Origin of the sequence: Streptomyces sp. A3M-1-3 (assembly GCF_024213665.1) — a bacterium.
In the GTDB taxonomy this organism is placed as follows: Bacteria; Actinomycetota; Actinomycetes; order Streptomycetales; family Streptomycetaceae; genus Streptomyces.
The window spans coordinates 114826-135067 of the sequence record NZ_JANAVP010000010.1; the positions used below are offsets into that span (position 1 = coordinate 114826).

Below are 20242 nucleotides of genomic sequence, written 5' to 3' on the forward strand. Positions count from 1 at the left end.
CTAGAGGGCGGAAGCGAACGACGGGCCGGGCTGGAGGCGGACTCCGACCGAGCAGGGAACCGACGCGGCCTTGCCGGGCACGGGCGCCGAAAGCAGCTCTCGCGCGTCGCTGCCGGTGAGGACGATCTCGATGTAGTCGTTGCCCTGGGAGCGGCTTCCGACGTCCCTGATCACGATGTGGAGGGAGACGTTGCCCTCCGCGTCCACCGAGGGGGTGACGGTCCCGTCCACGACACCGGGAATCATGGCGTTCTGCGTCATCGGATTCCTCCACGAGGGCAGTACGTACGAGGGCATGAGTTCGAAGGTCTGTTCAGGCGTCGCGTGTGCCGGGGCATCATCGGGGCTCTCCGCCGTTGCCCGCGGTACGCGAGGCAAGGACCGGTACCGGGGCCGGTACCGGGGCCGGCGCTGCCGGACCCGCCGCGCGGAAGTCCCGCTGGTACCACAGGAGCGGCTTGGCCTCTCCGTGCGTGCGCAGTCCGGTGAGTTCGCCGATCAGCAACTGGTGGTCGCCCATCGGGATCCGGTCGGCGGTCGTGCACCGGAACACCGCAGTGGCGTCCGTGAGGTACGGCAGTCCGCTGTCCGGCCAGGCCCCGAAGTCACCCTCGGCGAACCGGTCCACGTCGCGGCGGGCGAACCGGTCGGCGATCTCTCTGTGGTGCTCGCCCAGCACATTGATCACGAACTCGGGTGACTCGGTCAGCGCCTCCCGGCAGCTGGAGTCGTTCGACAGGCCGACCAGGACGAACGGCGGGCTCATCGACACCGAGGTCACCGCGCTGGCGGTGAACCCCCACCGGCGGCCGGCCGCGTCCCGGGTGGTGACGACGGTCAGCGGGGCCGCGAGGTGCGCCATCGCCTCGCGGAACGTCTCACTGCCCACCGGACAGGGCGGCTCAACTCCAGCGCCGACACGGGATACCTCCTTCTCACGGAAGCTCCGGATGGTCAGCGGCATGAAGACCACGCCGTACACACCGAGCAGGACGGCGAGGGCGGCCACGAGCCGCTGCGGGCCGTACGTGGCGCCGACGGTGCTGATGAGGAGGCCGCCGATGGGGTAGGAGAGCAGGCCGACAAGGAAGAAGGGGCCCATCACCTTTCCCAGGTGCTCCCGGGGGATCGCCTTCACCCGCTGCGTGCGGTTGAAGATGTTGAAGTACGCGACACCGGACATCGCCACCACGAACGCCACGGCGTAGAGCCAGAAGGACGAGGCCGCCCCGAGGACCAGCAGACAGCCGCACAGGACCGCGTAGCCGAGCGAGCCGAGGAAGTTCACGTCGAGCTTCTTCAGCAGCAGCGGTGTCAGCAGCAGGTTGAGCAGCCCGACGACGCCCACGAACATGTTGAGCATCGCGTACTGCGACTCCGGTGCCTTGAGGACGTCGGTCACCACCGCCGCGTTCGCGGCCAGCACGGTCGAGAAGACCAGGTTGATCGCGAAGTTCAGACCGGCGAGCAGCATGACCGGCTTGTTGCGGACCAGGAGCGTCCAGCCGAGACCCAGATCGGCCACTGTCGCCCTGACCCCTCGGGCGTCGGCCGCGACCGGGGCCGCGGCCTCGCGCGGCAGCACCAGCCAGCAGCAGGCGGCGGTCGCGAACAGCGCGCACGCCAGCCCCAGCAGCCAGATCTTCCCCAGGGACAGCACGGCCACCATCGCGATGCCGGGCCCGAGCGCCATGGCCAGCAGCTCCATGTTCTGTACGAGGGACTGCGTCCTCGCCAGGTCCGCGCCCTTGGCCAGCTGCGGGACGACCTTCTCGATGGACATCCGGATCGGCGCGACGAGCGTCGCCAGCAGGGCGCCTGTCGCCATCAGGGTCGGCGTCGTCCACGACGGCTGCAGTACGCAGATCAGGACGGCGCAGCCGATGACGACGGCACGCGCGATGTTGGCACGCGAGAAGAGCCGGGGGCCGCCGTCCCGGTCGGCCAGCAGCCCCGCGAACGGGTAGGCCAGCAGGCAGGGCAGCCATTCGACGGCGTAGGCGAGGCCGAGGGAGGACACCTGGCGGGTGTGCTGGAAGATGAGCAGCGGGACGCTGAACATCACGACCTGCTCGGCCATCAGCCCGATCAGGACTCCCGCCCCGAAGAGTCTGCGGCGTGCCCGTTCCTCGGTCATCGCGCACCGGCCCAGGCGGCGCCGGCCGTCAGGGGCAGCGTCTCCTTCTCGTACGCGCGCACGAGGGGGAGCACGCGGGTGAAGAAGGTCCGCATCTCGTCGCGGGCCGGCCAGCCGGAGAAGATGAACTGCCCGACTCCCGCCGCCTTGTACTCCATGAGGTACGCGGCGACCTCCTCATAGCTGCCGACCAGGCACAGCGCCGGGCCGCCCCGGTAGGCGACAGCGCCGGAATACAGGACCGGTGAGAGCCAGCCGTGCCCGGCCTGCTCCGCCAGCCTCATCGAGTTCTTCACCGCCTCCGAGTCACCGGCCTCGACGAACGCCTTCACCCAGTCCCGGTGGCTCTCGTCGGAGTCGCGCATGACCTCGGCGAGGTCGGCGAGCGCCTCCTCCCGGGTCTCGCGGGCCAGCACCTGCATGCGCAGGCCCACGTCGCGGCCCTGGGCGACCACCGGGCCCGCCGCCTTGGCGATCTCCTCGGGGGTGTCCCCGTAACGGAACCAGCAGTCGCCGTGCCGGACGGCGGTCCGCTGCGCCACGGCCGAGGAGCCGCTGATGTAGATCTCCGGCCGGCCGCCGCCCTTGTGGCCGAGGCCGAGCTGCGCGTCGACGAGCCGGTAGTGCTCACCGGTGTACGTCAGCGGCTGCTCACCGCGCCACAAGCCGTGCAGGATGTCGAGGAACTCGTCCTCGCGGGCGTAGCGGTCGTCGTGGGCGAGGAAGTCGCCGTAGTAGCCCTGCTCGACCGGGGAGGTGCCGGCGACCACGTTCAGCGCGATCCGGCCGTCGGACATCCACGACACCGTGTTGACGATCTGAGCGAAGAGGGTGGGCGAGAGCAGGCCGGGCCGGTAGGCCAGGATGAACTTGACCCGCTCGGTCTCCCGCACCAGCGCCCCGATGATCGGGAGCGGGTCCGGCAGGCTGTAGCTCTGCGCCATCAGCAGGGCTTCGACCCCGAGGGCGTCCGCCTCCTGGGCGAACTCGACCGCGCCGTCCAGATCGAGCAGATCCGACCGGTACTTCTCCGTCGACTTCTTCTGCCCGCTGTCCAACGACGAGCCCCAGTGGAACCTGAGTTCGGCCATGTCCTTCTTCTCTCTCTGCTCTCGGTCTCGGATGGTGGTCGCACGAGGTCGGGGCTCTACGCGACCAGATCGGGCGTGGCCGGCTCGGGCACGCGAGGCGTCGACGTGCGCAGCGTCAGCGACGCGAACAGCCGGGTCATCCAGCTGCGCGTCACCTCAGGGGAGCTCGTCGCGGCGATGCCGGCCAGCGCGGTCTCGTGCGCGCCGTAGGTGATGTGGTCGGGCAGCGGGGCGCCTAGCGGCAGTTCGTGCCAGGTGACGACCTCCGGGGCGGAGCGGAAGGGCTCGGCTCCGCCGAAGCCCTCGAACACGCGGTCGCCGAGGTGGTGCCCCGGGTAGACGAACCAGCCGTACCAGGCGCGCTCCGCGGGAGGCTCCGGCAGCGTGCCCGCGGTCGGCTCGCCGAGCAGGATGCGCAGTTCGAAGGACGGCAGGTGGATGCCGGTCGCCAGCTCGAAGGTATCGACGACGTCCGCGCCGCCGACCCTGTTGCCGACTTCGAGGAACACCAACTCGGTCCCGTCGACGATGGCCTCCAGGTGGAAGCTGCCGTCCTCGATGCGTACGGCGGCCAGCGCGTCGGTGACCCAGTCCCGCGCGTCGTCCGCGACCTCGAACTGGAAGGAGCCCATCGGTACGCCGTGCGCGTAGTCCAGGCAGGTGCCGACGTACTCGCTCGCACCCAGGGCGAGGACGACGCCCTTCTCGACCAGGCCGTCGAAGTGGAGGATCTTCCCCTCGACGAACTCCTCGACCTCGTGGTCCGGCAGCCCCCTGCCGTCTTCGTCGATCGACGGAACTCCGGTGCGCCGAGCGGCAATCGCCTCGTGGGCCTGCGCGGCGCTGTCGAATACGACGACGTCGACGCTCGACGCTCCGCGGTGCGGCTTGAGCACCGTCGCCCCCGTCCAGGGGGACCGCCCGCCCGAGCCGAGGAACTCCTCCACGGGCAGGAAGCGCGGCACCCGCAGCCCCACCCGCTCGACGGCCTCCTTCATCAGGACCTTGTCGCGGGCGAGCATGACCTGCTCCACCGACGTGCCCTCGATGCCGAGGTGTTCGCGCAGCCGTGCGGCGTCGATCAGCTCGTACTCCGACATCGAGATCACCCGGTCGAAGGTCTGCGGCCGGTCGTCGAGCCACGCCCGCGCCTCGTCGTACGGTGCCCGGAGACCGGTGCGTTCGACCTGCTCGCAGCGCAGGCCGGCCGGGAGGCTCGCGAGGGCCTCGCGCCTGCCGAAGTACGTGACGTCGTGCAGGTCGTGGTCGATGCCGCGGTGGTACGCGATCTTCGGATACGGCACGCGGTGCAGTACCAGGATCTTCATCGGGCTACCACCATCATCGTGATCGGGTCGAGGAGGACCGTGGGAAGGGCCTCGCGGACGGGTCCCGGGCCGGCGCTCGGGCAGCAGGCGTCCAGCGCGTCCAGCCAGGCGTCGCGCAGGGTGCGTACGATCTCGCTCATGTCGACGCCCGCCGCGCTCAGGACGACACAGCCCTGGGCGGCGAAGTCGGCGTTGTCCCGGGCGGTCGCGTGCAGTTCGCGCCGTACGGCGGGCAGCCAGGCGAACTCCTTGACGGACAGTTCGTGCGGGAGCAGGCGGTGCGCCGCGGCGGTCGCCGCGACGGCGTCCTCGAAGGGCGTCGCGCCGGGGGTGACGTCCTCCGGCGAGAACCGCCGGTCGGTCTTGACGCCGAGCATCACCGTGGCCGCCGAGCAGGTGGGCTCGGGGAGGGTGGCGCCCGCCGTGTTCCCGAAGGCCGCGTCGACCCAGCGGTGGTAGAAGTCGATGCCGTAGACCCAGTGCGCCAGCGACCAGATCTTCATGCCCGCCGGGCGCCGGTTGGGCTCCACGACCGCCGTGCGGCTCGCGTCGTCGCTCAGCTTGATCTCGTTGTGGAAGGGGCCGTCGCACTGCCCGACCAGCCAGTTGACCTGCCGTCCGGCCCGCTCCACGGCGGACCGCTCGGCATGGTTCAGCCGGGCCGGCAGGATCTGGGCGACCTCGACGGGGTAGCGCCCGGTGGCGCTGACCTTCTCAGTGACGAAGGACAACTGGCCCAGGCCGTCGAAGGAGTACTCCCGCTGGTAGGGCAGGATCTCCTCGCAGATGACACCGCGCTCGACGTACGGGCTGACCTCGGCGAAGGCGGCGTCGAGGTCGTCGCCCGGCCGGACCAGGACCACGCCCCGGTTGTTGCCCTCCTTGGCCGGCTTCACCACGAAGCCGTCGGGGTGGGCACTGGCGAACGCGTCCAGTCCCTCGCGCGAGTCGACCGTGGCGAAGTCAGGCACCAACAGTCGCTGAGCGGACAGCAGTTTACGGTGGGCCGCCTCGCTGAGTCGGTACTCGTGCTTGCAGAAGGCCCCGCCGGCGAGCTCTGCGGAGTCGATCCGCAGGCCGAGGCGTTCCAGGAGCACCGCGCCGCTCTTGACCGCGTTGTCGGAGAAGACGATGCCCGCCGCGAACTCGTCGCGCCGGTGGCCCAGCAGCTTCTCCGCCGCCTCGACGAAGTCGGCGCGCAGCGGATCGAGGTCGATCACCTCGTCGCAGATCCCGGCGTCGACGGACGTCGGGTCGGCGCGGACGAGCGTGACGGCGGCCCCGTAGTGGTCGCGGGCGTACGTACTCATGTGGCGCACGTCGTCGACACGGGAAAGGTTGTAATCGATGATCAAGAACCGGCTGGTTGATTCCGTCACCGCAGGACCCTCTCGTACTGGTCGTCGTACTGGATGTCGATGGCGTGCTCGGAGGCGCGCGTCAATTCGGGGAACAGCCGGTCGCTCTCGCTCCGCGGGTACTGCCACAGCAACTGGCCGAGGAATACCTCGCGCGAGGTCGATTCGACCGTGTCACCGGCCTTGAGCAAAACGTGGGCGACCACGGGTTCGAGCGGGAGGTCACCGTTCAACCGCACCGACTTGATACGCCCCTTCTCCGCGAAGAAGACCCGGAAGAAGGTGGCGTTCGCCGTCGGCGTCTCACCGTCAGCGGTGAAGGAGAGCGCGCTGACGTAGTCCAGGAATTCTTCCGGTGCGACCGTGCTGTCGGCCTTCGAAGCCGAGAGGAGCAAATCGATCCAGAGGTCCAGGAGGCTCACGCCGCCCGTCAGTTCCTTGGTGCTGTAGGATATCAGACTGCCGCCGACCCGCGGGTTTATCTCGATGAGGTCCCAGCGGGACTCGTGGTGGCGGGCCTCGATGTGGAAGCAGCCCCAACGGAGTTCGAGTTGCGACAGCATCCGCCGCACCCAGTCGATTCCTGCAGCGCACTCCTCGGCGGATATGCTCACCGGTGGACTGGTACAGGCGTTCTCCAGTACGGTGCCGGCCGTCTCCGTCACTTCGCACTTCTCGTGCACGGCGACCACCTGGGCCGCTCCGTCCGCAACGACGACCTCGAAGCTGAATTCCCGGCCGGGCAGATAGTCCTCGACGAGAAAGGCCAGCCCGTCGCCGAAAGCCGAGGCGTAGACCGTGTCGTCCTGCGCGTCGGCCGTGATCCGCTCGATGTCAGCCCAGGTGGTACGGGGAGAGAGCGGAAAAGCGCCGTACGAGGCAATGCCACTCACCGGCTTCACGAAATAGCGGCTGGCGCTGTTCCGGTAGGAGTCGAGTGTCTCGCCGGTGAGTTCGGCGGCCCGCACCCGGGAGAGTCCCGCGTCGGCCAGCCGGTTGCGCAGGGTGAGTTTGTTGCGCAGTTCGAGGATCTGCTTCTCGCCGAGATCGCTCACGCCTAGCAATTCGTTGGCGAAGGCCATCAGATGCCGGTAGCCCTCCCAGACCGTGATGCAGGCCAGGACGGTCTCACCCCGCCGGCGGAGGTCTTCGAGGGACGCCTCCACGTCCTCGTGGGTCAGGACGTGCTCCGAGGCGGCCGTGACGTGGGCGGTCTGCCGGTGCAGTTCGTCCAGGCGCCCCCGGTGCTCCGCCTCGGGGAGCGAGGTGAGGACGAAACTCTTGAGCTGTCTTGCGTCGAGCGCCTCGACGAGGTCCTCCATGAAGGAGAACCCGACGTGGCTGAGAAGGAGAATCCCCCCGCCCGTGTGCTGATTATGCACGATGCTCCTCTTCCAAAGGGCCGCGACGGACGCGGCGGGGACAGTCGAGGAGCACCGTCCCGGCCGCGTCGCACACCTCCCGCACTGGGCAGGATCAGACGGCTGTCTTCTCTTCCGCGGAGACGGTGTTGTCGGCGAGCTCCTTGAAGTACAGGGCCAGAATCGACTGGTGCTCCTGGAGGTACTTCTTGAACGCCTCGATGTCCTGCTCGTCACGGATCAGGAAACGCACCGCCGCCCAGACCTCGCCGGGGTGGTCGTCGTTGATGTCCGTGTGCGAGTGGCTGATCTGACCGCCGATGTTCTTCTCGCCGATCGATTCCTTCAGCGCGACGAGCTTCTTCGGCTCAAGCTTCACATTCACGTACTCGACCAGGTACGAGTAGGCGACCACACCGAGCGGCCCCTCGTGGTCCAGCAGGTAGGAGAAGTAACCCGTGAGCAGCTTCGTAGAGAGGTACGGCTCGGTCGCGAGGAATTCCTCGCGCGAGACGCCCACCTTGGCGAGGTCCTGAATGAAGAGCTCGTCGTGGAGCATCTCCTCCTGCTCGTAGTTCGCCCAGATCTGAGCCGCTTCCGGGCTCTGCTTGGCGATCTCAGTCAGGGCCTTCGCCTCGGCGACACGCAGCAGCCGGATACGCCAGGCGGTCTCTATGAGATTGCGCTTGTAGTACTCGGAGTCGACGTTCTTGCTCTCCAGGTGGGCCGCGGCCGGCACATTCGCGTACCACTCGACGACCTGCTCGTCGATCTGCTTGTCCATCACGCTCCGCAGCTCCACCGAAGCGGCGGCGCTAAGGAACGGCCTGCGGTTTCCATAACCTGCGTTGGTCACTCGGTTCTTCATGACACTCCTCATTCGGTTCGGTTGGATGTACTAGCTCTCCACGATGCGCACGGTCGCGGAATCCAAGAGGCGGCACTGGCATGCGAGACGGTAATTACTGTCCGTCCGGCCCAGGTCCTCAAGGAAGTCTGTTTCCTCGGGGTCGGCCTCCCCGAGCGAATCGAAACCGTCCAGGACTTCGATGACACATGCCCCGCAGGCTCCCGAGCGGCACCCGAAGGGAATCAACGGCTCAGGTGTCTCGTATTCGATGTCCGTCAGCGGCGAGCCCTGCGGCAGATGTATCTCCACGCCTTCCGGCATGAGTGTCAGTTTGTTGAGGAGCATCGCTTCCCAAGCCCCCTCTGGGCATGTCGAAATGGGCATGGCGGACAACCCGGCGTGTGCGGGATGCGGTTCGGCTGCTCCGGGGCAGGTCCCTTACGCGGGCAGCGCTGCCGGAGCGGACGGGACGGGGTGAACGGCGGTGGACGCGGCAGGCGCGTCGCCGCCGGGAGGCGTGTCGGACGAGTGCTCGGGGGCAAGCCGTTCGCCGGGCCGCAGGGCCACCGCGGCATGGTTGACCGCGGTGCCCGCCTCGCCGAAGCCGACCGAGATCAGCGGCACCCGGCCCGGGTAGGTACAGACGTCCCCGACGGCGTACACCTGGGGCAGGTTGGTACGCATGGACTGGTCGACCCGGATTCTGCGGTGTTCGAGGTCCACCCCCCAGTCCGCGACGGGGCCGAGCCCGGACGAGAAGCCGAGCGCCGCCACCAGCGACTGCGCCGGCAGGACCAGGGTGTCCTCCCCGGCGCGGACCTCGACCCGTTCGAGCCGGTCCGCGCCGTGACAGGCGACCACCTGGGCGTCGGTGAGGACGCGGACGGGGGAGGCGTACACCTGCCGGACGCTGTAGTCGTGGGCGCGGAAGGTGCCCCGGCGGTGGACCAGGGTCACGCTCCTGGCTACCGGGGCCAGGGCCAGCGCCCAGTCCACGGCGCTGTCCCCGCCGCCGACGACCACCACGTCGCGCCCGGCGTGCGCGTCGAGACGCGGCACGTGATAGGCGACGCCCCGGCCCTCGTACGGTACGGAGCAGGGCAGTTTGCGCGGGACGAACCGGCCGAGTCCGGCCGCGATCACGACGGCGCCGGCGTGCACACGGGTGCCGTCGTCGGCGCCCAGCGTCCAGCCGGCCCCCCGGGGGGTGAGACTGACGGCCGTGCGGCCGAGGAGATGGCTGGTGTCGAAGGGCGCGGCCTGCCGCAGCAGGTTGTCGATCAGGTGCCGGCCCTTGATGCCGGGGTGCCCGGCGACGTCGTACAGCAGTTTCTCCGGATACATCGCCGACACCTGGCCGCCCGGCTCGTCCAGCCCGTCGACGACCGCCGCCGACAGACCACGGAAACCGGCGTAGTACGCGCCGTACAGCCCGGCGGGTCCGGCGCCGACGATCGCGATGTCCACGGTCGCCTCGGTGGCTCCGGTCGGGAGCATCACGCCGCACCCCCTTCGCCGCGCTGCTCCCGGGCACGTGCTTCACGCAGGCTCAGTACCTCGTACAGGAAGCCGTTGACCGGGGTCGGGGTGCCGCTGCGGGCGCCGAGCCGGACCACCGAACCCGTCCATGCCTCCAGCTCGGAGGCCTTGCCCGCGCCGATGTCGCGTTGCAACGACGAGGTGCCCTCGGCCGGTTGCTGATCGACGAAGTCCAGCGTCCTGGCGACGATGTCGTCCGGCAGGGCGATGCCGGACGCCTGGGCGACCTGCTGGATTTCGGCCATCGCGTCCGCGAGCAGCCGCCGGGTGCCCGGCCGGGACCGGAGCGCGCCGATCGGTGCGTCGGTGGCCGCGCCGACCCCGCCGAGCGGGGCCACGAACAGGAACTTGGCCCAGAGTTCGGCCCAGATGTCCTGCGGCACCACCGCCGCCACACCGGCTTCGTCGAGCGCCTGCCGCAGCCCTTCCACCCGCTCCGACGGGCGGTTGTCCCACTCGCCGAAGGTGAGGGAGCCCAGCCCGCCGATGTGGCGGACCCGGCCTGGCCCCTCCAGATACGTGATGATCTTCGCGCTGCCCGGCACAACCGCTTCTCTGCCGACCGCCTCCGCCACCTCGACCGGTGTTTCGACACCGTTCTGCGTGGTGACGACCGCCGTCCCGGCCCCGGTCAGCGGCTTCAGCAGGCCGATGGCGGAGGGAAGTTGCCAGGTCTTGACACCGAGAAGGACGAAGTCCACCGCCCCGATGTCCCCGGGGTCCTCGGTCGCCCGCAGGTCCTCCGGGGGCACGGAGAAGCTGCCCGACGGACCGTCGACGGTGAGTCCATCGCGCCGGAGGGCCGCCAGGTGGCGTCCCCGCGCGACGAACCGGACCTCGTGTCCGCCGGCCACGGCGAGACGGCCACCGAAGTAACCGCCGATTCCGCCGGCACCAACCACCGCTACTTTCACGGACTCCCCCGCTCCTCTTCGATACGCCCTGCAGGCACGCAGCTCGATGCCTTTCTGACCCCCGGTGACTCCAGAACCATACAGAACAATCGCTATGTTTTTCTAGTCCTTTTGGCTCGAAAGAACTGACGCGGGCAGGAGACCGTGAGGGTCAGGGGCCCTCGGCCGCGACCCCGCACAGGACCAGCCGCCAGATCTGTTCCAGCTGGTCAGAGGCGCTTCGCGACGCACCGGCAGGGGCGGCCACCCCGTACCGGATCTGCGATTCGGCGCCGGCCAGCAGGTACACGATCATGTCCGCCACGGCCTGAAAGGACCCCTCGGCCTGTCGCAACTGCCCCCCTTCGTACGCCCGGTGCAGGAGCTCGAGCACCGCCGGGAGCCAGACATCCACCCAGCGGCCCGCTCCCCCGGGCCGCTCCCTGGCAAGGCGCACCGAGGACCGTACGACCAGGTCCTCCTCCAGCAGTCCCGCGAGCCCGATGGTCAGGCCGATCACGGCGTCGAGCTCGGGGCCGCGTTTCTTCCGCAGCCGCTCCACCAGGGCCCTGGTGATCGCCCCGCCCTCTTTCTCGACGGCGTCGGCCAGGGCCGCCTTGATGGGGAAATGAAAGGTCAGCGCCCCCATCGAGACGGCCGCCGACTCGCAGATGCGCGACAGCCTGGCACCCCCGTAACCGGCCTCGCCGAACTCCACCGCCGCCGCCCGGACAAGCACTCCGCGGGTGCGCACGGCCCTCTCCTGGACCACCACGCCTACTCCTCTCCCTCGCCGATACGCCCCCCGTAGCCGGGAGCATCGGCAGCCTGCGCGCTCGCCGAGTGGCAGACAACGCCGACTAGAGACGATGCTCTCTCGTTCCATAAAACAATAGCAATCGCTCTGTATTATTTTGTCTGCGGGGGGCTCAGCATCGCCGAAACAGGAGCGCGTCATCATCTCTGGCTACGGAACGACACGTGCCGGGCTCGTCGGGACCCCGGTCGGCACGACCACACGGCTCTGGCGTCGGCCGCGTACGGGTACGCGTACCACCAACTGCTTCAGGGGCGGCCCGGGGATCCGGACCGCCCCTGAACGGGCTACGACTATCGCTACAACTCGCCTCGGCTAAAAGGCTGTTGCCCGGCCGTCGACGGCCATCGCGGTCCCCGTGACGAAGGAGGACCGGTCGCTGCACAGCCAGGCCGCGGCCTGGGCGACCTCGTTCGGCGCGGACATCCGCCGCTGCATCGAGTGGGACAGGAAGGTCTCCTCCAGCGCGGGGTGGGCTCCGAGTACCTCCTCCATCATCTCGGTCCTGGTGCTGCCCACGACGAGCGCGTTGACGCGAATCCCCTGCTCGCCGTAGTCCAGGGCCGCCGCCCGGGTCAGTCCGATCACCGCGTGCTTCGCGGCGACGTACGCGGCCGACGCGCCGGTGGCCTTCAGCCCGGCGACGCTGGATGTGTTGACCACCGAGCCGCCGGAGCCCGACCTGAGCATCCGTGGCCGACAACTTCTCCCCGCACCTGACCACGAAGAGGTGTCAGCGGGTCGGCACCTGGGCGGCGGCGAACAACGTCGAGATCGCCTACACGCCGACCAACAGCTCCTGGCTGAACCGGATCGAGGCCCAGTTCACGGCCCTGCGCTACTTCACCCTCGACGGCACCGATCACGCCGACCACAAGGAACAGGGCAGCATGATCCGCCGCTACATCATCTGGCGAAACCGCCATGCCGATTCCCGCGAGGCCGTGGGCGCCGGCGGGGCCAAGCGCACAAAAGGGGTAACGTAGGGAGCGTTCTGTTTGCTCTAGGAGGTACCGTGACCCAGCAGCCGAAGCAGGAAAGGGCCATCCAGACCCGCAAGGAGATCCTCCAGGCTGCGGCCGTAGTCTTCGACGGATCGGGCTTCGCGGGCGCGAGCATCAAGCGCATCCTGGGAGAAGCCGGAGTCACGGCCGGTGCCTTGTACTTCCACTTCAAGTCGAAGGAAGATCTCGCCCGCGCGATCATGAACGCTCAGCCCGACTCGATCATTCCCTGGCTCAGGTCCGAGGGCCTCCAGCGGCTGGTCGACACCACGCTGGTCTGGGCGCATCAGCTGCAGACGGACGTCGTCCTCAGGGCAGGGGTGCGACTCACGAGCGAGCAGGGCTCGTTCGGCGTCCGGGACGTCACTCCGTACCAGGACTGGAGCCGGATCTTGACCGATTGCCTGCGGGTCGCCGTCGAGAAGGGCGAACTGCAGGCGGGCGTCGAGCCGGCCGAGCTCGCCGAGTTCGTGGTCGAGGCCTGTACGGGCATGCAGACCTACTCGGCCGTCGCGAGCGATGCGCGGGCGGACCTGGCCGACCGGGTGGTGCGGATGTGGCGACTGCTCATGCCGGGCATCGCGGTCCCGACCGTCATCGCCCGCACCGAAGTGAACCCGTCCCGCGCGAAGGCCGCCATCCTGGACGCCGCCGCGTCGGTGTCGTCCACCGACGCCGTCGCCTGACCGAAGCGGACCCCGGTCTCACCTTCACGAAGAGCCCACGGCAAGAGGCTCACGCCCCATTGAGGTGATCCCCGTGGTGTGGACACACCTGACAATGGATCTTGATGGTCCAGGAAGGTGTAGATCCACATGGCACGGCCCTCGAAGTACAGGACGCCCTGGTCGAGGAGATCCGCGAGGTCCACGCCGAACACCGAGGGAATTACGGCGCGTTGTGGAACCATGCCGAACTGCGTGGCTTCGGCCATACCGTCAACCGCAAGCGGGGCGCCCGGATGATGCGCAAACACCACATCGTCGGCCGCCACCTACGGCGGAAGAGACGCACCACAATCCCAGACCGGCTCTCGCCACCGGCGCCGGACCTGGTCCAGCGGGACTTCACCGCCGGCGCCCTGGACGAGAAGTGGTGCGGAGACATCACATACGTCCAGGTAGGAGCCACCTGGCTCTACCTCGCCTGCGTCCTGGACATCCGGTCCCGCCGTGTACTCGGCTGGTCCATGGCCCCGCACATGCGCGCCGAACTCGTCATCGACGCGCTCCAGGCCGCGGTCGCGACTCGCGGCGGTGACGTCACCGGAGTGGCTTCCATGCGGACCGCGGATCGCAGTACACCTCGGCCGCGTTCGCCCAGGTCTGCGACCGGTACGGCGTCCGCAGGAGCATGGGCAAGGTCGGCTCGAGCTATGACAACGCCCTGGCCGAGAGTTTCTGGCAGGGCCTGAAGAGGGAGACGATGCACACGAAGCTGTTCGTGACGATGAGCCAGGCAAGGCTGGAGATTTTCGAGTGGCTCACCTACTACAACGCCCGACGCCGGCACAGTGCGCTGTCCTACCTCTCCCCGATGGAGTTCGAACAGCAGCACCACAAGACAGCTAAACTCTCACTCGCCGCATGAACCCCTGTGTCCACACTCCGGGGGTCACCTCAGGGGGTCGCGGTCGAGACGAGGTACACGCGCGGTGCGAAGAGATCGCTGAAGTCCACGGTGATGTGCTGGGTGGGCTTCGGGTCCTTCTGCGTGTGCGTCGTGCTCCACCACAGATGGCTGGGGAGGAACTTCCAGCCGACGACGGCGGTGTCGCGCTCGCCGATGGCCACCCCCTCCTTGAGGGCGGCGCGGCTGGTGCCCACGTTCTTCAGAAAGGCGTCCAGGTCGTTGTTGGTCGTCCTGAACTGCACGTACAGCCTGCTGGTCTTCCAGTTGTTCGTCTCGTAGAAGGCGACGCCCCTGGCCAGGTCGGGGATCGGCACGTCGTAGACGCTGCGCTGCACCTTGGACGGCCAGCCCGGGGTCAGACCGGTGGCCGACGCCTTCCTCGCCTTGTCGCGGCCGCTGTCGCGGCTCTGCTCGGCGGAGATCAGCAGATAGCCGGCCGGGATACCGATCAGCAGCACGATGATGACCGCGGTCAGCCAGCGGCGCACGATCATGTGCCGGCGGTCCTCCGGCGGCTTGCCGCCGCCCTCGTCCGGGTGCGGCGACTGCCTGGGTACGGTCATTACTGGAATCCCTGGGTGGTGCGGGTCGTTCTGTTGGCCTGCGCGTAGCGCTCGTAACGCTCCACGCGGCGGCGGTTGGCCCGCCGGAAGCGGCGCGCCACCAGCCGGGCCAGGTCGGCCGCGCCGACCATACCCGCATCCGGGCCGAGCTGGGCCTTGGTGATCCGCGCCTCGGGACGGTAGCCGCGGCCGGTGAGGTGCCGGCGGAAGGCGTCGCGGGCGGGGCCGATCAACAGGTCGTCGGCGGAGCTGACGCCTCCGCCGATGACGAAGCAGGACGGGTCCAGGGCGGCGGCGAGGTTGGCGATGCCGACGCCGAGCCACTGGCCGATGTCCTGGAGCAGCTCGACGCACATGGCGTCGCCCTCGCGGGCCAGCTCGGTGATGAGCGGCCCGGTGATCTCGGCGACGTTGCCGCCGACCCGCTCGATGATGTTGTACGCGACCGGGGAGTCGGCGGCGGCGAGCTCGCGGGCCTCGCGGACGAGGGCGTTGCCGGAGCTGTACTGCTCCCAGCAGCCGCGGTTGCCGCAGGGGCAGCGGTGGCCGCCGGGGACGACCTGCATATGGCCGAATTCGCCGGCCACCCCGTACTTGCCGCGCTTGACCTGGCCGTCCTCGAGGATCGCGCCGCCGATGCCGGTACCCAGGGTGATCATGACCAGGTGGTCCTCGCCGCGGCCGGCGCCGAAGCGCCATTCCGCCCAGGCGGCGGTGTTGGCGTCATTGTCGACCATGACGGGGACGGCGAGCCGCGCCGCCAGCGCGTCCCTGAGCGGCTCGTCGCGCCAGGCGAGGTGCGGGGCGAACAGGACCCGGGACCGGTCGGCGTCGACCCAGCCGGCCGCGCCGATGCCGACGGCGTGCACGTCGTGGCGGTCGGAGAGGTCCAGGACCAGCTCGACGATGGTGTCCTCGACGACCTTGGGGCTCTTGGACTTGTCCGGCGTCTCGGCGCGGATCTTCTCCAGGATGACCCCGTCGGCGTCGACGACGCCGGCCATCACCTTCGTACCGCCGATGTCGATCCCGACGGTCGGGACGCGGGGAGCGGTCAGCAGCGAGCGCCGCTCACGCGTTCCGACGGTCCGCAGGACGGTGGCCCGCGCGGCCTCGCGCTGGGCGAGCGCGAAATCCCGGTACGTGCTCATGTCGCGTGCGGCCCTTCTGCGCGGGTGCCCCGGCGGGAGCGGAGGAGGCGGCTGGCTGCTCGCACGAGTCGTGTCGTCCTTGGGGGTGTGTAGGGGTATCCGTTTCAGGCGGCGGACATCGTTCGCCGTGGCCGATTCTGCCACCTGCCTCCGGCGGGCGTCCGTCGCGCCGCTGCGGGCCGGTGGGCGGTGCGCCCGCCTGCGGCGGGCCCGCCCGTTCGGCAACGGCGAGCAGGTCACCGTTTCCGGTGGGCGGCCTGCCGCCGTCGGCGACCGCGGGCCGGTGGGCGGTACGCCCGCCTGCGGCGGGCCCGGCCGTTCGGGCACGGCGAGCACGTCACCGTATCCGCCGGCCGGCCACCGTCGGCGACCGCGGGCTCGCGCCTCGCCGCGAGCTTCACCGCCTACGGGCACGGGCGGGGTCTATCCCGCGTCCTTCGGGGCCGGGTGGCCGCCCAGGTGGGTGGGGGTTGGGGCTCGTTCCAGTTCGTGGCTGAGTTCCTCCAGCTCGGAGCCGCCCGCCATCTGGCGGGTCAGCTCGTCCAGCGTGATGCCGTCCTTCGGGTGGCTGCCGAACATCGTGCCGCGCTTGAGCAGCACGAAGCGGTCGCCCACCAGATACGCGTGGTGCGGGTTGTGGGTGATCAGTACGACCCCCAGCCCGGCGTCCCGCGCGGCGGCGACGTACTTCAGTACGACGCCCGACTGCTTCACGCCCAGCGCCGCGGTCGGCTCGTCCAGCACCAGGACCTTCGCGCCGAAGTACACGGCGCGGGCGATCGCGACGCACTGGCGTTCGCCACCGGACAGCGTGCCGATCGGCTGGTCGACGTCGCGCAGGTCGATGCCCATGCGGAGCAGTTCGGTACGGGTGGTCTCGCGCATGAGGCCGACGTCGAGGCGACGGAACGGGCCGGCGCCGCGGGTCGGCTCCGAGCCGAGGAAGAAGTTCCGCCAGACCGGCATCAGCGGGACCACCGCGAGGTCCTGGTAGACCGTGGCGATACCGCGGTCCAGTGCCTCGCGCGGCGAGGACAGGGTGGTCTTCGACCCCTCGATGAGGAAGGAGCCCGCGTCGTGCTGGTGCAGCCCCGCGATGATCTTGATGAGGGTGGACTTGCCGGCGCCGTTGTCCCCGAGCACACACGTGATCTCGCCCGCGTGGACTTCGAGTGAGACGCCCTCCAGCGCCCTGATGTTGCCGTAGAACTTGCTGACGTCGTCGAGTTCGACGAGCGCGGTGCCGGTACCGGTGCCGGTCATGTGGTCGCCTCCGCACGCTTGCGGACCCATGCGTTGAGCAGGGTGGCCAGAAGGAGCATCGCTCCGAGGAAGAACTTGAACCAGTCCGGGTTCCACTCGGCGTAGACGATGCCGTTGCTCGTCATGCCGAAGATGAACGCGCCCACGGCGGAGCCGATCGCCGACCCGTAGCCGCCGGTCATCAGGCAGCCGCCGATGACGGCCGCGATGATGTAGAGGAACTCGTTGCCGACACCTTCTCCCGACTGGACGACGTCGAAGGAGAAGAGGATGTGCTGGCCCGAGATCCAGGCGCACAGGGCCACGCCCATGTACAGCCCGATCTTGGTCCTGGTGACCGGGACGCCCACCGCACGGGCCGCGTCCGCGCCGCCGCCGGCCGCGAAGATCCAGTTGCCGGCGCGGGTGCGGAGCAGGATCCAGGTGGCGAGGACCACCAGACCGATCCACCACAGGATGGTCACCTTGAGCGTGACGTCGCCGATCGTCAGCCGGGAGGCGAACAACGCCTTCGCGGACTCGAAGCCCTCCATGTCGCCGATGGACTTCGTGGAGACGGTGCCGCTGATCAGCTTGGTGAAGCCGAGGTTGAGACCGGTCAGCATCAGGAACGTACCGAGCGTGATGATGAAGCTCGGCAGCTTGGTACGGGTCAGCATGAAGCCGTTGAAGAAGCCGATGGCGAGGGTGACCACGAGCGAGACGAGCACGCCGACCCAGACGTTCGCCGTCATCTGGTAGCTGAACATCGACGAGATCAGCGCCGAGCTGGTGACCATCACACCGGCCGACAGGTCGAACTCGCCGCCGATCATCAGCAGCGCGACGGGGACCGCCATGATGCCGATGGTCGAGGCCGAGTAGAGAACCGTGGACAGGCTGTTCGCCTGCAGAAACGTGTCCGCGACGACCGAGAAGAAGACGAAGACGGCTGCCGCGCCGACGACCGCGCCGAGTTCGGGGCGGCCGAGGAGCCTGCGGAGAAGTGACGTCCGTACCAGGCGTTCGTCGGTTCTGCCGGCGGGCGCCGGGGCGGGCGCTGGTGCCGTTGCGGTCATCGGGTCCCCCGAATCGTGTAGTCCGCCAGCTCGGCGGCGTCCTTCCCGGTGATGATCTGGGGCCCGGTGAGGACCGGCCGGCCGCCGCCGAGCACATCGGCGTTGTACTTGTAGAGCCAGAGCAGGTCGACCGCCTCGTATCCCTGGAGGTACGGCTGCTGGTCGACGGCGAAGCCGAGCGTGCCGGACTGGAGGTCCTCGGCGACCTGCTCGTTGAGGTCGAAGGTGTCGACCTCGGCCTCGCTGCCCGCCGCCTCCGCGGCCTTGACCGCGGTGGGCGCGAAGGGCGCTCCGAGGGTGACCACCGCGTCGATGGACGGGTCGGACTGCAGCCTGGCTTCGAGCGCCGCCTGTACGGACGGCATGTTGGTGCCCTCGACGTACAGGTTCTGCAGCTCACCGCCGAAGGTGTTCTTCGCGCCGGCGCAGCGCTGCTCGTGGCCGACGTTGCCCTGCTCGTGCAGGACGCAGACGGCCCTCTTCCTGCCGCGCCTGGTCAGTTCCGTACCGACGGCCTCGCCCGCGACGGTCTCGTCCTGTCCGATGTGAGTGAGCGCGCCGAATTCCTTCGACTGCTCGGAGCCGGAGTTGACGGTGATCACCGGGATACCGGCCCTGACCGCCTTGGTCACGACGTCCTTCATGGCGTCGGGCTTGGCGAGGCTGACGATCAGGCCGTCGACCTCCTGGTCGATCGCGGTCTGTACGAACTGGGCCTGCTGCTGCGCCTGGTCGTCGTGCGAGTAGAGGAACTTGATGTTGTCCTTGTCCGCGGCCTGCTCGGCGCCCTTCTGGACGATGTCCCAGAAGCTGTCGCCGTCGCCCGAATGCGTGACCATCGCAAAGGTCCAGCGGGGCGTGTCCACCGCGCGGCCCTGGGCGGCCTCGGCCGCCCGCTCCTCGGCGCGCTTGCCTCCCGTACTGCTGCATCCCGCCAGGGACGCTCCGAGCACCGCTGCCAGCACGGCGCCGATGGCGCGCACCCCTGTCCGAACCCTTGCCACGAAGCCGCGCCCTTCTTGCTGTACCACTCGCTGTACCACTCGTTGCGGCCGGGAAGTGATCTCGCCCGTCCCGGCCGCCCAAGTATCGGACACAGCTGATCGCGGAGCGCTCATCGGGTGCCGTTGGCGGTGTATTTCTCCAGCGCGGGGACGTCCTTCTCAGTGATGATCGCCGGTCCGGTGAGGACCGGCTTGCCGCCGCCGACTACGTTCGCGTTGGTCTTGTGGAGCCAGAGCCCGTCGACCGCGAGATAGCCCTGGAGGTAGGGCTGCTGGTCGACGGCGAATCCGATCTGCTGCGCCTTCAGCTGCTTGACCACCTCTTCGTTGAGATCGAAGGTGTTGATCTCGGCCTTGCTGCCTGCGCCCTCCTTGGCCTCGATGGAGGCGGCCGCGAAGGGCGCGCCCAGCGTGACGACCGCGTCGATGTCCTTGCCCGACTGCAGCTTCGCCTCGATGGAGGACTGGGACGAGGGCATGTTGGTGCCCTCGACGTTGAGGTTCTCGACGGAGCCCCGGAAGGTCTTCTTCACCCCGGCGCAGCGTTCTTCGAGGGAGACGTTGCCCTGCTCGTGGATGACGCAGACCGCCTTCTTCAGTCCGCGCTTGTTCAGTTCCTCGCCGACGGCCTCGCCCGCGATGGTCTCCTCCTGGCCGATGTGGCTGAGTGCCCCGAGGGCCTTGGAGAACTGGGCTCCGGAGTTGATGGTGATCACGGGTATGCCGGCCGCGACCGCCTTCCTGACGGCGTCCCGCATCGCCTCCGGCTTGGCGAGGGTGACGATGATCCCGTCGACGTCGGCGTCGATGTACTGCTGGACCCGCTGGGCCTGTTCCTTGCCGTCCTTGTTGGCGGCGTAGAGGAATTCGACGTTGTCCTTGGCGGCCGCCTTCTTGGCGCCGCTCTGGACGATGTCCCAGAAGGTGTCGCCCTCGCCGGAGTGGGTGACCATCGCGATCTTCATCCGTGCGGTCCCGGGACCTTCGCCACCGCCGCCGCTCTGCTCGGGCTTGTCCTCGGATTCCTTGCCGCCGGAGCCGCTGCATCCGGCCGCGGCCAGTGCGATCGCTGCCGCGAGGACAGCTGCAGTACGGGCCCTGCGGGCCGTGCGCCTGCGCGCCATGGTGGTTCCGCCTTTCCTGCCGAGCCGCACCGGTGCGGCTGCCAGGAGTTGTAACGGCGGGTGAAGCAC

General features: G+C 69.0%; 18 protein-coding genes and 3 pseudogenes. 3 read left to right on the forward strand and 18 right to left on the reverse strand.

The genetic code is table 11. The annotated features are described in order from the left end of the window. The 12 genes and pseudogenes from NLX86_RS13995 to NLX86_RS14050 all read right to left on the reverse strand — a co-directional run. A complete protein-coding gene (locus NLX86_RS13995; protein ID WP_254371999.1) occupies positions 1–261 on the reverse strand; it encodes a hypothetical protein in 261 nt (86 codons plus the stop codon). A 76-nt stretch (positions 262–337) separates the two neighbouring features. Then, a complete protein-coding gene (locus tag NLX86_RS14000; RefSeq protein ID WP_254372000.1) occupies positions 338–2137 on the reverse strand; it encodes an MFS transporter in 1800 nt (599 codons plus the stop codon). Continuing rightward, complete coding sequence (locus NLX86_RS14005; RefSeq protein ID WP_254372001.1) at positions 2134–3228, reverse strand: LLM class flavin-dependent oxidoreductase; 1095 nt, start codon at positions 3226–3228, stop codon at positions 2134–2136. The genes NLX86_RS14000 and NLX86_RS14005 overlap by 4 nt, the downstream gene beginning before the upstream one ends. Positions 3229–3284: 56 nt before the next feature. Further along, positions 3285–4556, reverse strand: a complete 1272-nt coding sequence (locus NLX86_RS14010) for an acetyl-CoA carboxylase biotin carboxylase subunit family protein (protein WP_254372002.1) — start codon at positions 4554–4556, stop codon at positions 3285–3287. Continuing rightward, a complete protein-coding gene (locus NLX86_RS14015; protein WP_254372003.1) occupies positions 4553–5866 on the reverse strand; it encodes an acetyl-CoA carboxylase biotin carboxylase subunit family protein in 1314 nt (437 codons plus the stop codon). Before NLX86_RS14015 ends, NLX86_RS14010 begins: the two co-directional genes overlap by 4 nt. Before the next feature lie 65 nt (positions 5867–5931). Then, the gene (locus NLX86_RS14020) at positions 5932–7296 is read right to left on the reverse strand and encodes an ATP-grasp domain-containing protein (protein WP_254372004.1); all 1365 of its coding nucleotides are present in this window, start codon (positions 7294–7296) and stop codon (positions 5932–5934) included. A 94-nt stretch (positions 7297–7390) separates the two neighbouring features. Next, positions 7391–8143, reverse strand: a complete 753-nt coding sequence (locus tag NLX86_RS14025; RefSeq protein ID WP_254372005.1) for an iron-containing redox enzyme family protein — start codon at positions 8141–8143, stop codon at positions 7391–7393. Between the two features lie 30 nt (positions 8144–8173). Next, complete coding sequence (locus tag NLX86_RS14030) at positions 8174–8446, reverse strand: 2Fe-2S iron-sulfur cluster-binding protein (protein ID WP_254372006.1); 273 nt, start codon at positions 8444–8446, stop codon at positions 8174–8176. A gap of 117 nt (positions 8447–8563) precedes the next feature. After that, complete coding sequence (locus tag NLX86_RS14035; RefSeq protein ID WP_254372095.1) at positions 8564–9622, reverse strand: NAD(P)/FAD-dependent oxidoreductase; 1059 nt, start codon at positions 9620–9622, stop codon at positions 8564–8566. Then, positions 9622–10578, reverse strand: coding sequence for a 2-dehydropantoate 2-reductase (locus tag NLX86_RS14040; RefSeq protein WP_254372007.1), 957 nt, complete (start codon positions 10576–10578; stop codon positions 9622–9624). The genes NLX86_RS14035 and NLX86_RS14040 overlap by 1 nt, the downstream gene beginning before the upstream one ends. A 151-nt stretch (positions 10579–10729) precedes the next feature. Beyond that, on the reverse strand, positions 10730–11311 hold the full coding sequence (locus NLX86_RS14045) for a helix-turn-helix domain-containing protein (protein WP_254372008.1): 582 nt from the start codon (positions 11309–11311) through the stop codon (positions 10730–10732). A gap of 378 nt (positions 11312–11689) precedes the next feature. Further along, positions 11690–12070 (reverse strand): annotated as a pseudogene (locus tag NLX86_RS14050) (SDR family NAD(P)-dependent oxidoreductase); the annotation flags it as partial. Here NLX86_RS14050 and NLX86_RS14055 point away from each other — a divergent pair. The 3 genes and pseudogenes from NLX86_RS14055 to NLX86_RS14065 all read left to right on the forward strand — a co-directional run. Continuing rightward, a pseudogene (locus NLX86_RS14055) lies at positions 12061–12360 on the forward strand (hypothetical protein); the annotation flags it as partial. The pseudogenes NLX86_RS14050 and NLX86_RS14055 overlap by 10 nt on opposite strands. A 29-nt stretch (positions 12361–12389) precedes the next feature. Then, positions 12390–13064 carry a ScbR family autoregulator-binding transcription factor gene (locus tag NLX86_RS14060; protein ID WP_254372010.1) on the forward strand — a complete coding sequence of 225 codons (675 nt, stop codon included), beginning with the start codon at positions 12390–12392 and terminating at the stop codon, positions 13062–13064. 155 nt (positions 13065–13219) lie between these two features. Further along, a pseudogene (locus NLX86_RS14065) lies at positions 13220–13968 on the forward strand (IS3 family transposase); the annotation flags it as partial. Between the two features lie 29 nt (positions 13969–13997). Here NLX86_RS14065 and NLX86_RS14070 read toward each other — a convergent pair. The 6 genes from NLX86_RS14070 to NLX86_RS14095 form a co-directional block, all read right to left on the reverse strand. Next, entirely contained in the window at positions 13998–14573 is a 576-nt protein-coding gene (locus tag NLX86_RS14070; RefSeq protein ID WP_254372011.1) for a hypothetical protein, read from the reverse strand. Then, entirely contained in the window at positions 14573–15724 is a 1152-nt protein-coding gene (locus NLX86_RS14075; protein WP_254372012.1) for an ROK family glucokinase, read from the reverse strand. Before NLX86_RS14075 ends, NLX86_RS14070 begins: the two co-directional genes overlap by 1 nt. A gap of 423 nt (positions 15725–16147) precedes the next feature. Beyond that, the gene (locus NLX86_RS14080) at positions 16148–16987 is read right to left on the reverse strand and encodes an ATP-binding cassette domain-containing protein (protein ID WP_254372013.1); all 840 of its coding nucleotides are present in this window, start codon (positions 16985–16987) and stop codon (positions 16148–16150) included. Continuing rightward, positions 16984–18045, reverse strand: coding sequence for an ABC transporter permease (locus NLX86_RS14085; RefSeq protein ID WP_254372014.1), 1062 nt, complete (start codon positions 18043–18045; stop codon positions 16984–16986). The genes NLX86_RS14080 and NLX86_RS14085 overlap by 4 nt, the downstream gene beginning before the upstream one ends. Continuing rightward, entirely contained in the window at positions 18042–19049 is a 1008-nt protein-coding gene (locus NLX86_RS14090; protein WP_254372015.1) for a sugar ABC transporter substrate-binding protein, read from the reverse strand. The genes NLX86_RS14085 and NLX86_RS14090 overlap by 4 nt, the downstream gene beginning before the upstream one ends. A 110-nt stretch (positions 19050–19159) precedes the next feature. Beyond that, complete coding sequence (locus tag NLX86_RS14095) at positions 19160–20173, reverse strand: sugar ABC transporter substrate-binding protein (protein ID WP_254372016.1); 1014 nt, start codon at positions 20171–20173, stop codon at positions 19160–19162. Between the last annotated feature and the right edge of the window lie 69 nt (positions 20174–20242).

Bases quoted from the DNA above. Each gene is read 5' to 3' on its own strand.
- NLX86_RS13995 (WP_254371999.1), bottom strand. From the start codon at position 261: ATGACGCAGAACGCCATGATTCCCGGTGTCGTGGACGGGACCGTCACC.
- NLX86_RS14000 (WP_254372000.1), bottom strand. From the start codon at position 2,137: ATGACCGAGGAACGGGCACGCCGCAGACTCTTCGGGGCGGGAGTCCTG.
- NLX86_RS14005 (WP_254372001.1), bottom strand. From the start codon at position 3,228: ATGGCCGAACTCAGGTTCCACTGGGGCTCGTCGTTGGACAGCGGGCAG.
- NLX86_RS14010 (WP_254372002.1), bottom strand. From the start codon at position 4,556: ATGAAGATCCTGGTACTGCACCGCGTGCCGTATCCGAAGATCGCGTAC.
- NLX86_RS14015 (WP_254372003.1), bottom strand. From the start codon at position 5,866: ATGAGTACGTACGCCCGCGACCACTACGGGGCCGCCGTCACGCTCGTC.
- NLX86_RS14025 (WP_254372005.1), bottom strand. From the start codon at position 8,143: ATGAAGAACCGAGTGACCAACGCAGGTTATGGAAACCGCAGGCCGTTC.
- NLX86_RS14030 (WP_254372006.1), bottom strand. From the start codon at position 8,446: ATGCCGGAAGGCGTGGAGATACATCTGCCGCAGGGCTCGCCGCTGACG.
- NLX86_RS14035 (WP_254372095.1), bottom strand. From the start codon at position 9,622: ATGCTCCCGACCGGAGCCACCGAGGCGACCGTGGACATCGCGATCGTC.
- NLX86_RS14070 (WP_254372011.1), bottom strand. From the start codon at position 14,573: ATGACCGTACCCAGGCAGTCGCCGCACCCGGACGAGGGCGGCGGCAAG.
- NLX86_RS14075 (WP_254372012.1), bottom strand. From the start codon at position 15,724: ATGAGCACGTACCGGGATTTCGCGCTCGCCCAGCGCGAGGCCGCGCGG.
- NLX86_RS14080 (WP_254372013.1), bottom strand. From the start codon at position 16,987: ATGACCGGCACCGGTACCGGCACCGCGCTCGTCGAACTCGACGACGTC.
- NLX86_RS14085 (WP_254372014.1), bottom strand. From the start codon at position 18,045: ATGACCGCAACGGCACCAGCGCCCGCCCCGGCGCCCGCCGGCAGAACC.
- NLX86_RS14095 (WP_254372016.1), bottom strand. From the start codon at position 20,173: ATGGCGCGCAGGCGCACGGCCCGCAGGGCCCGTACTGCAGCTGTCCTC.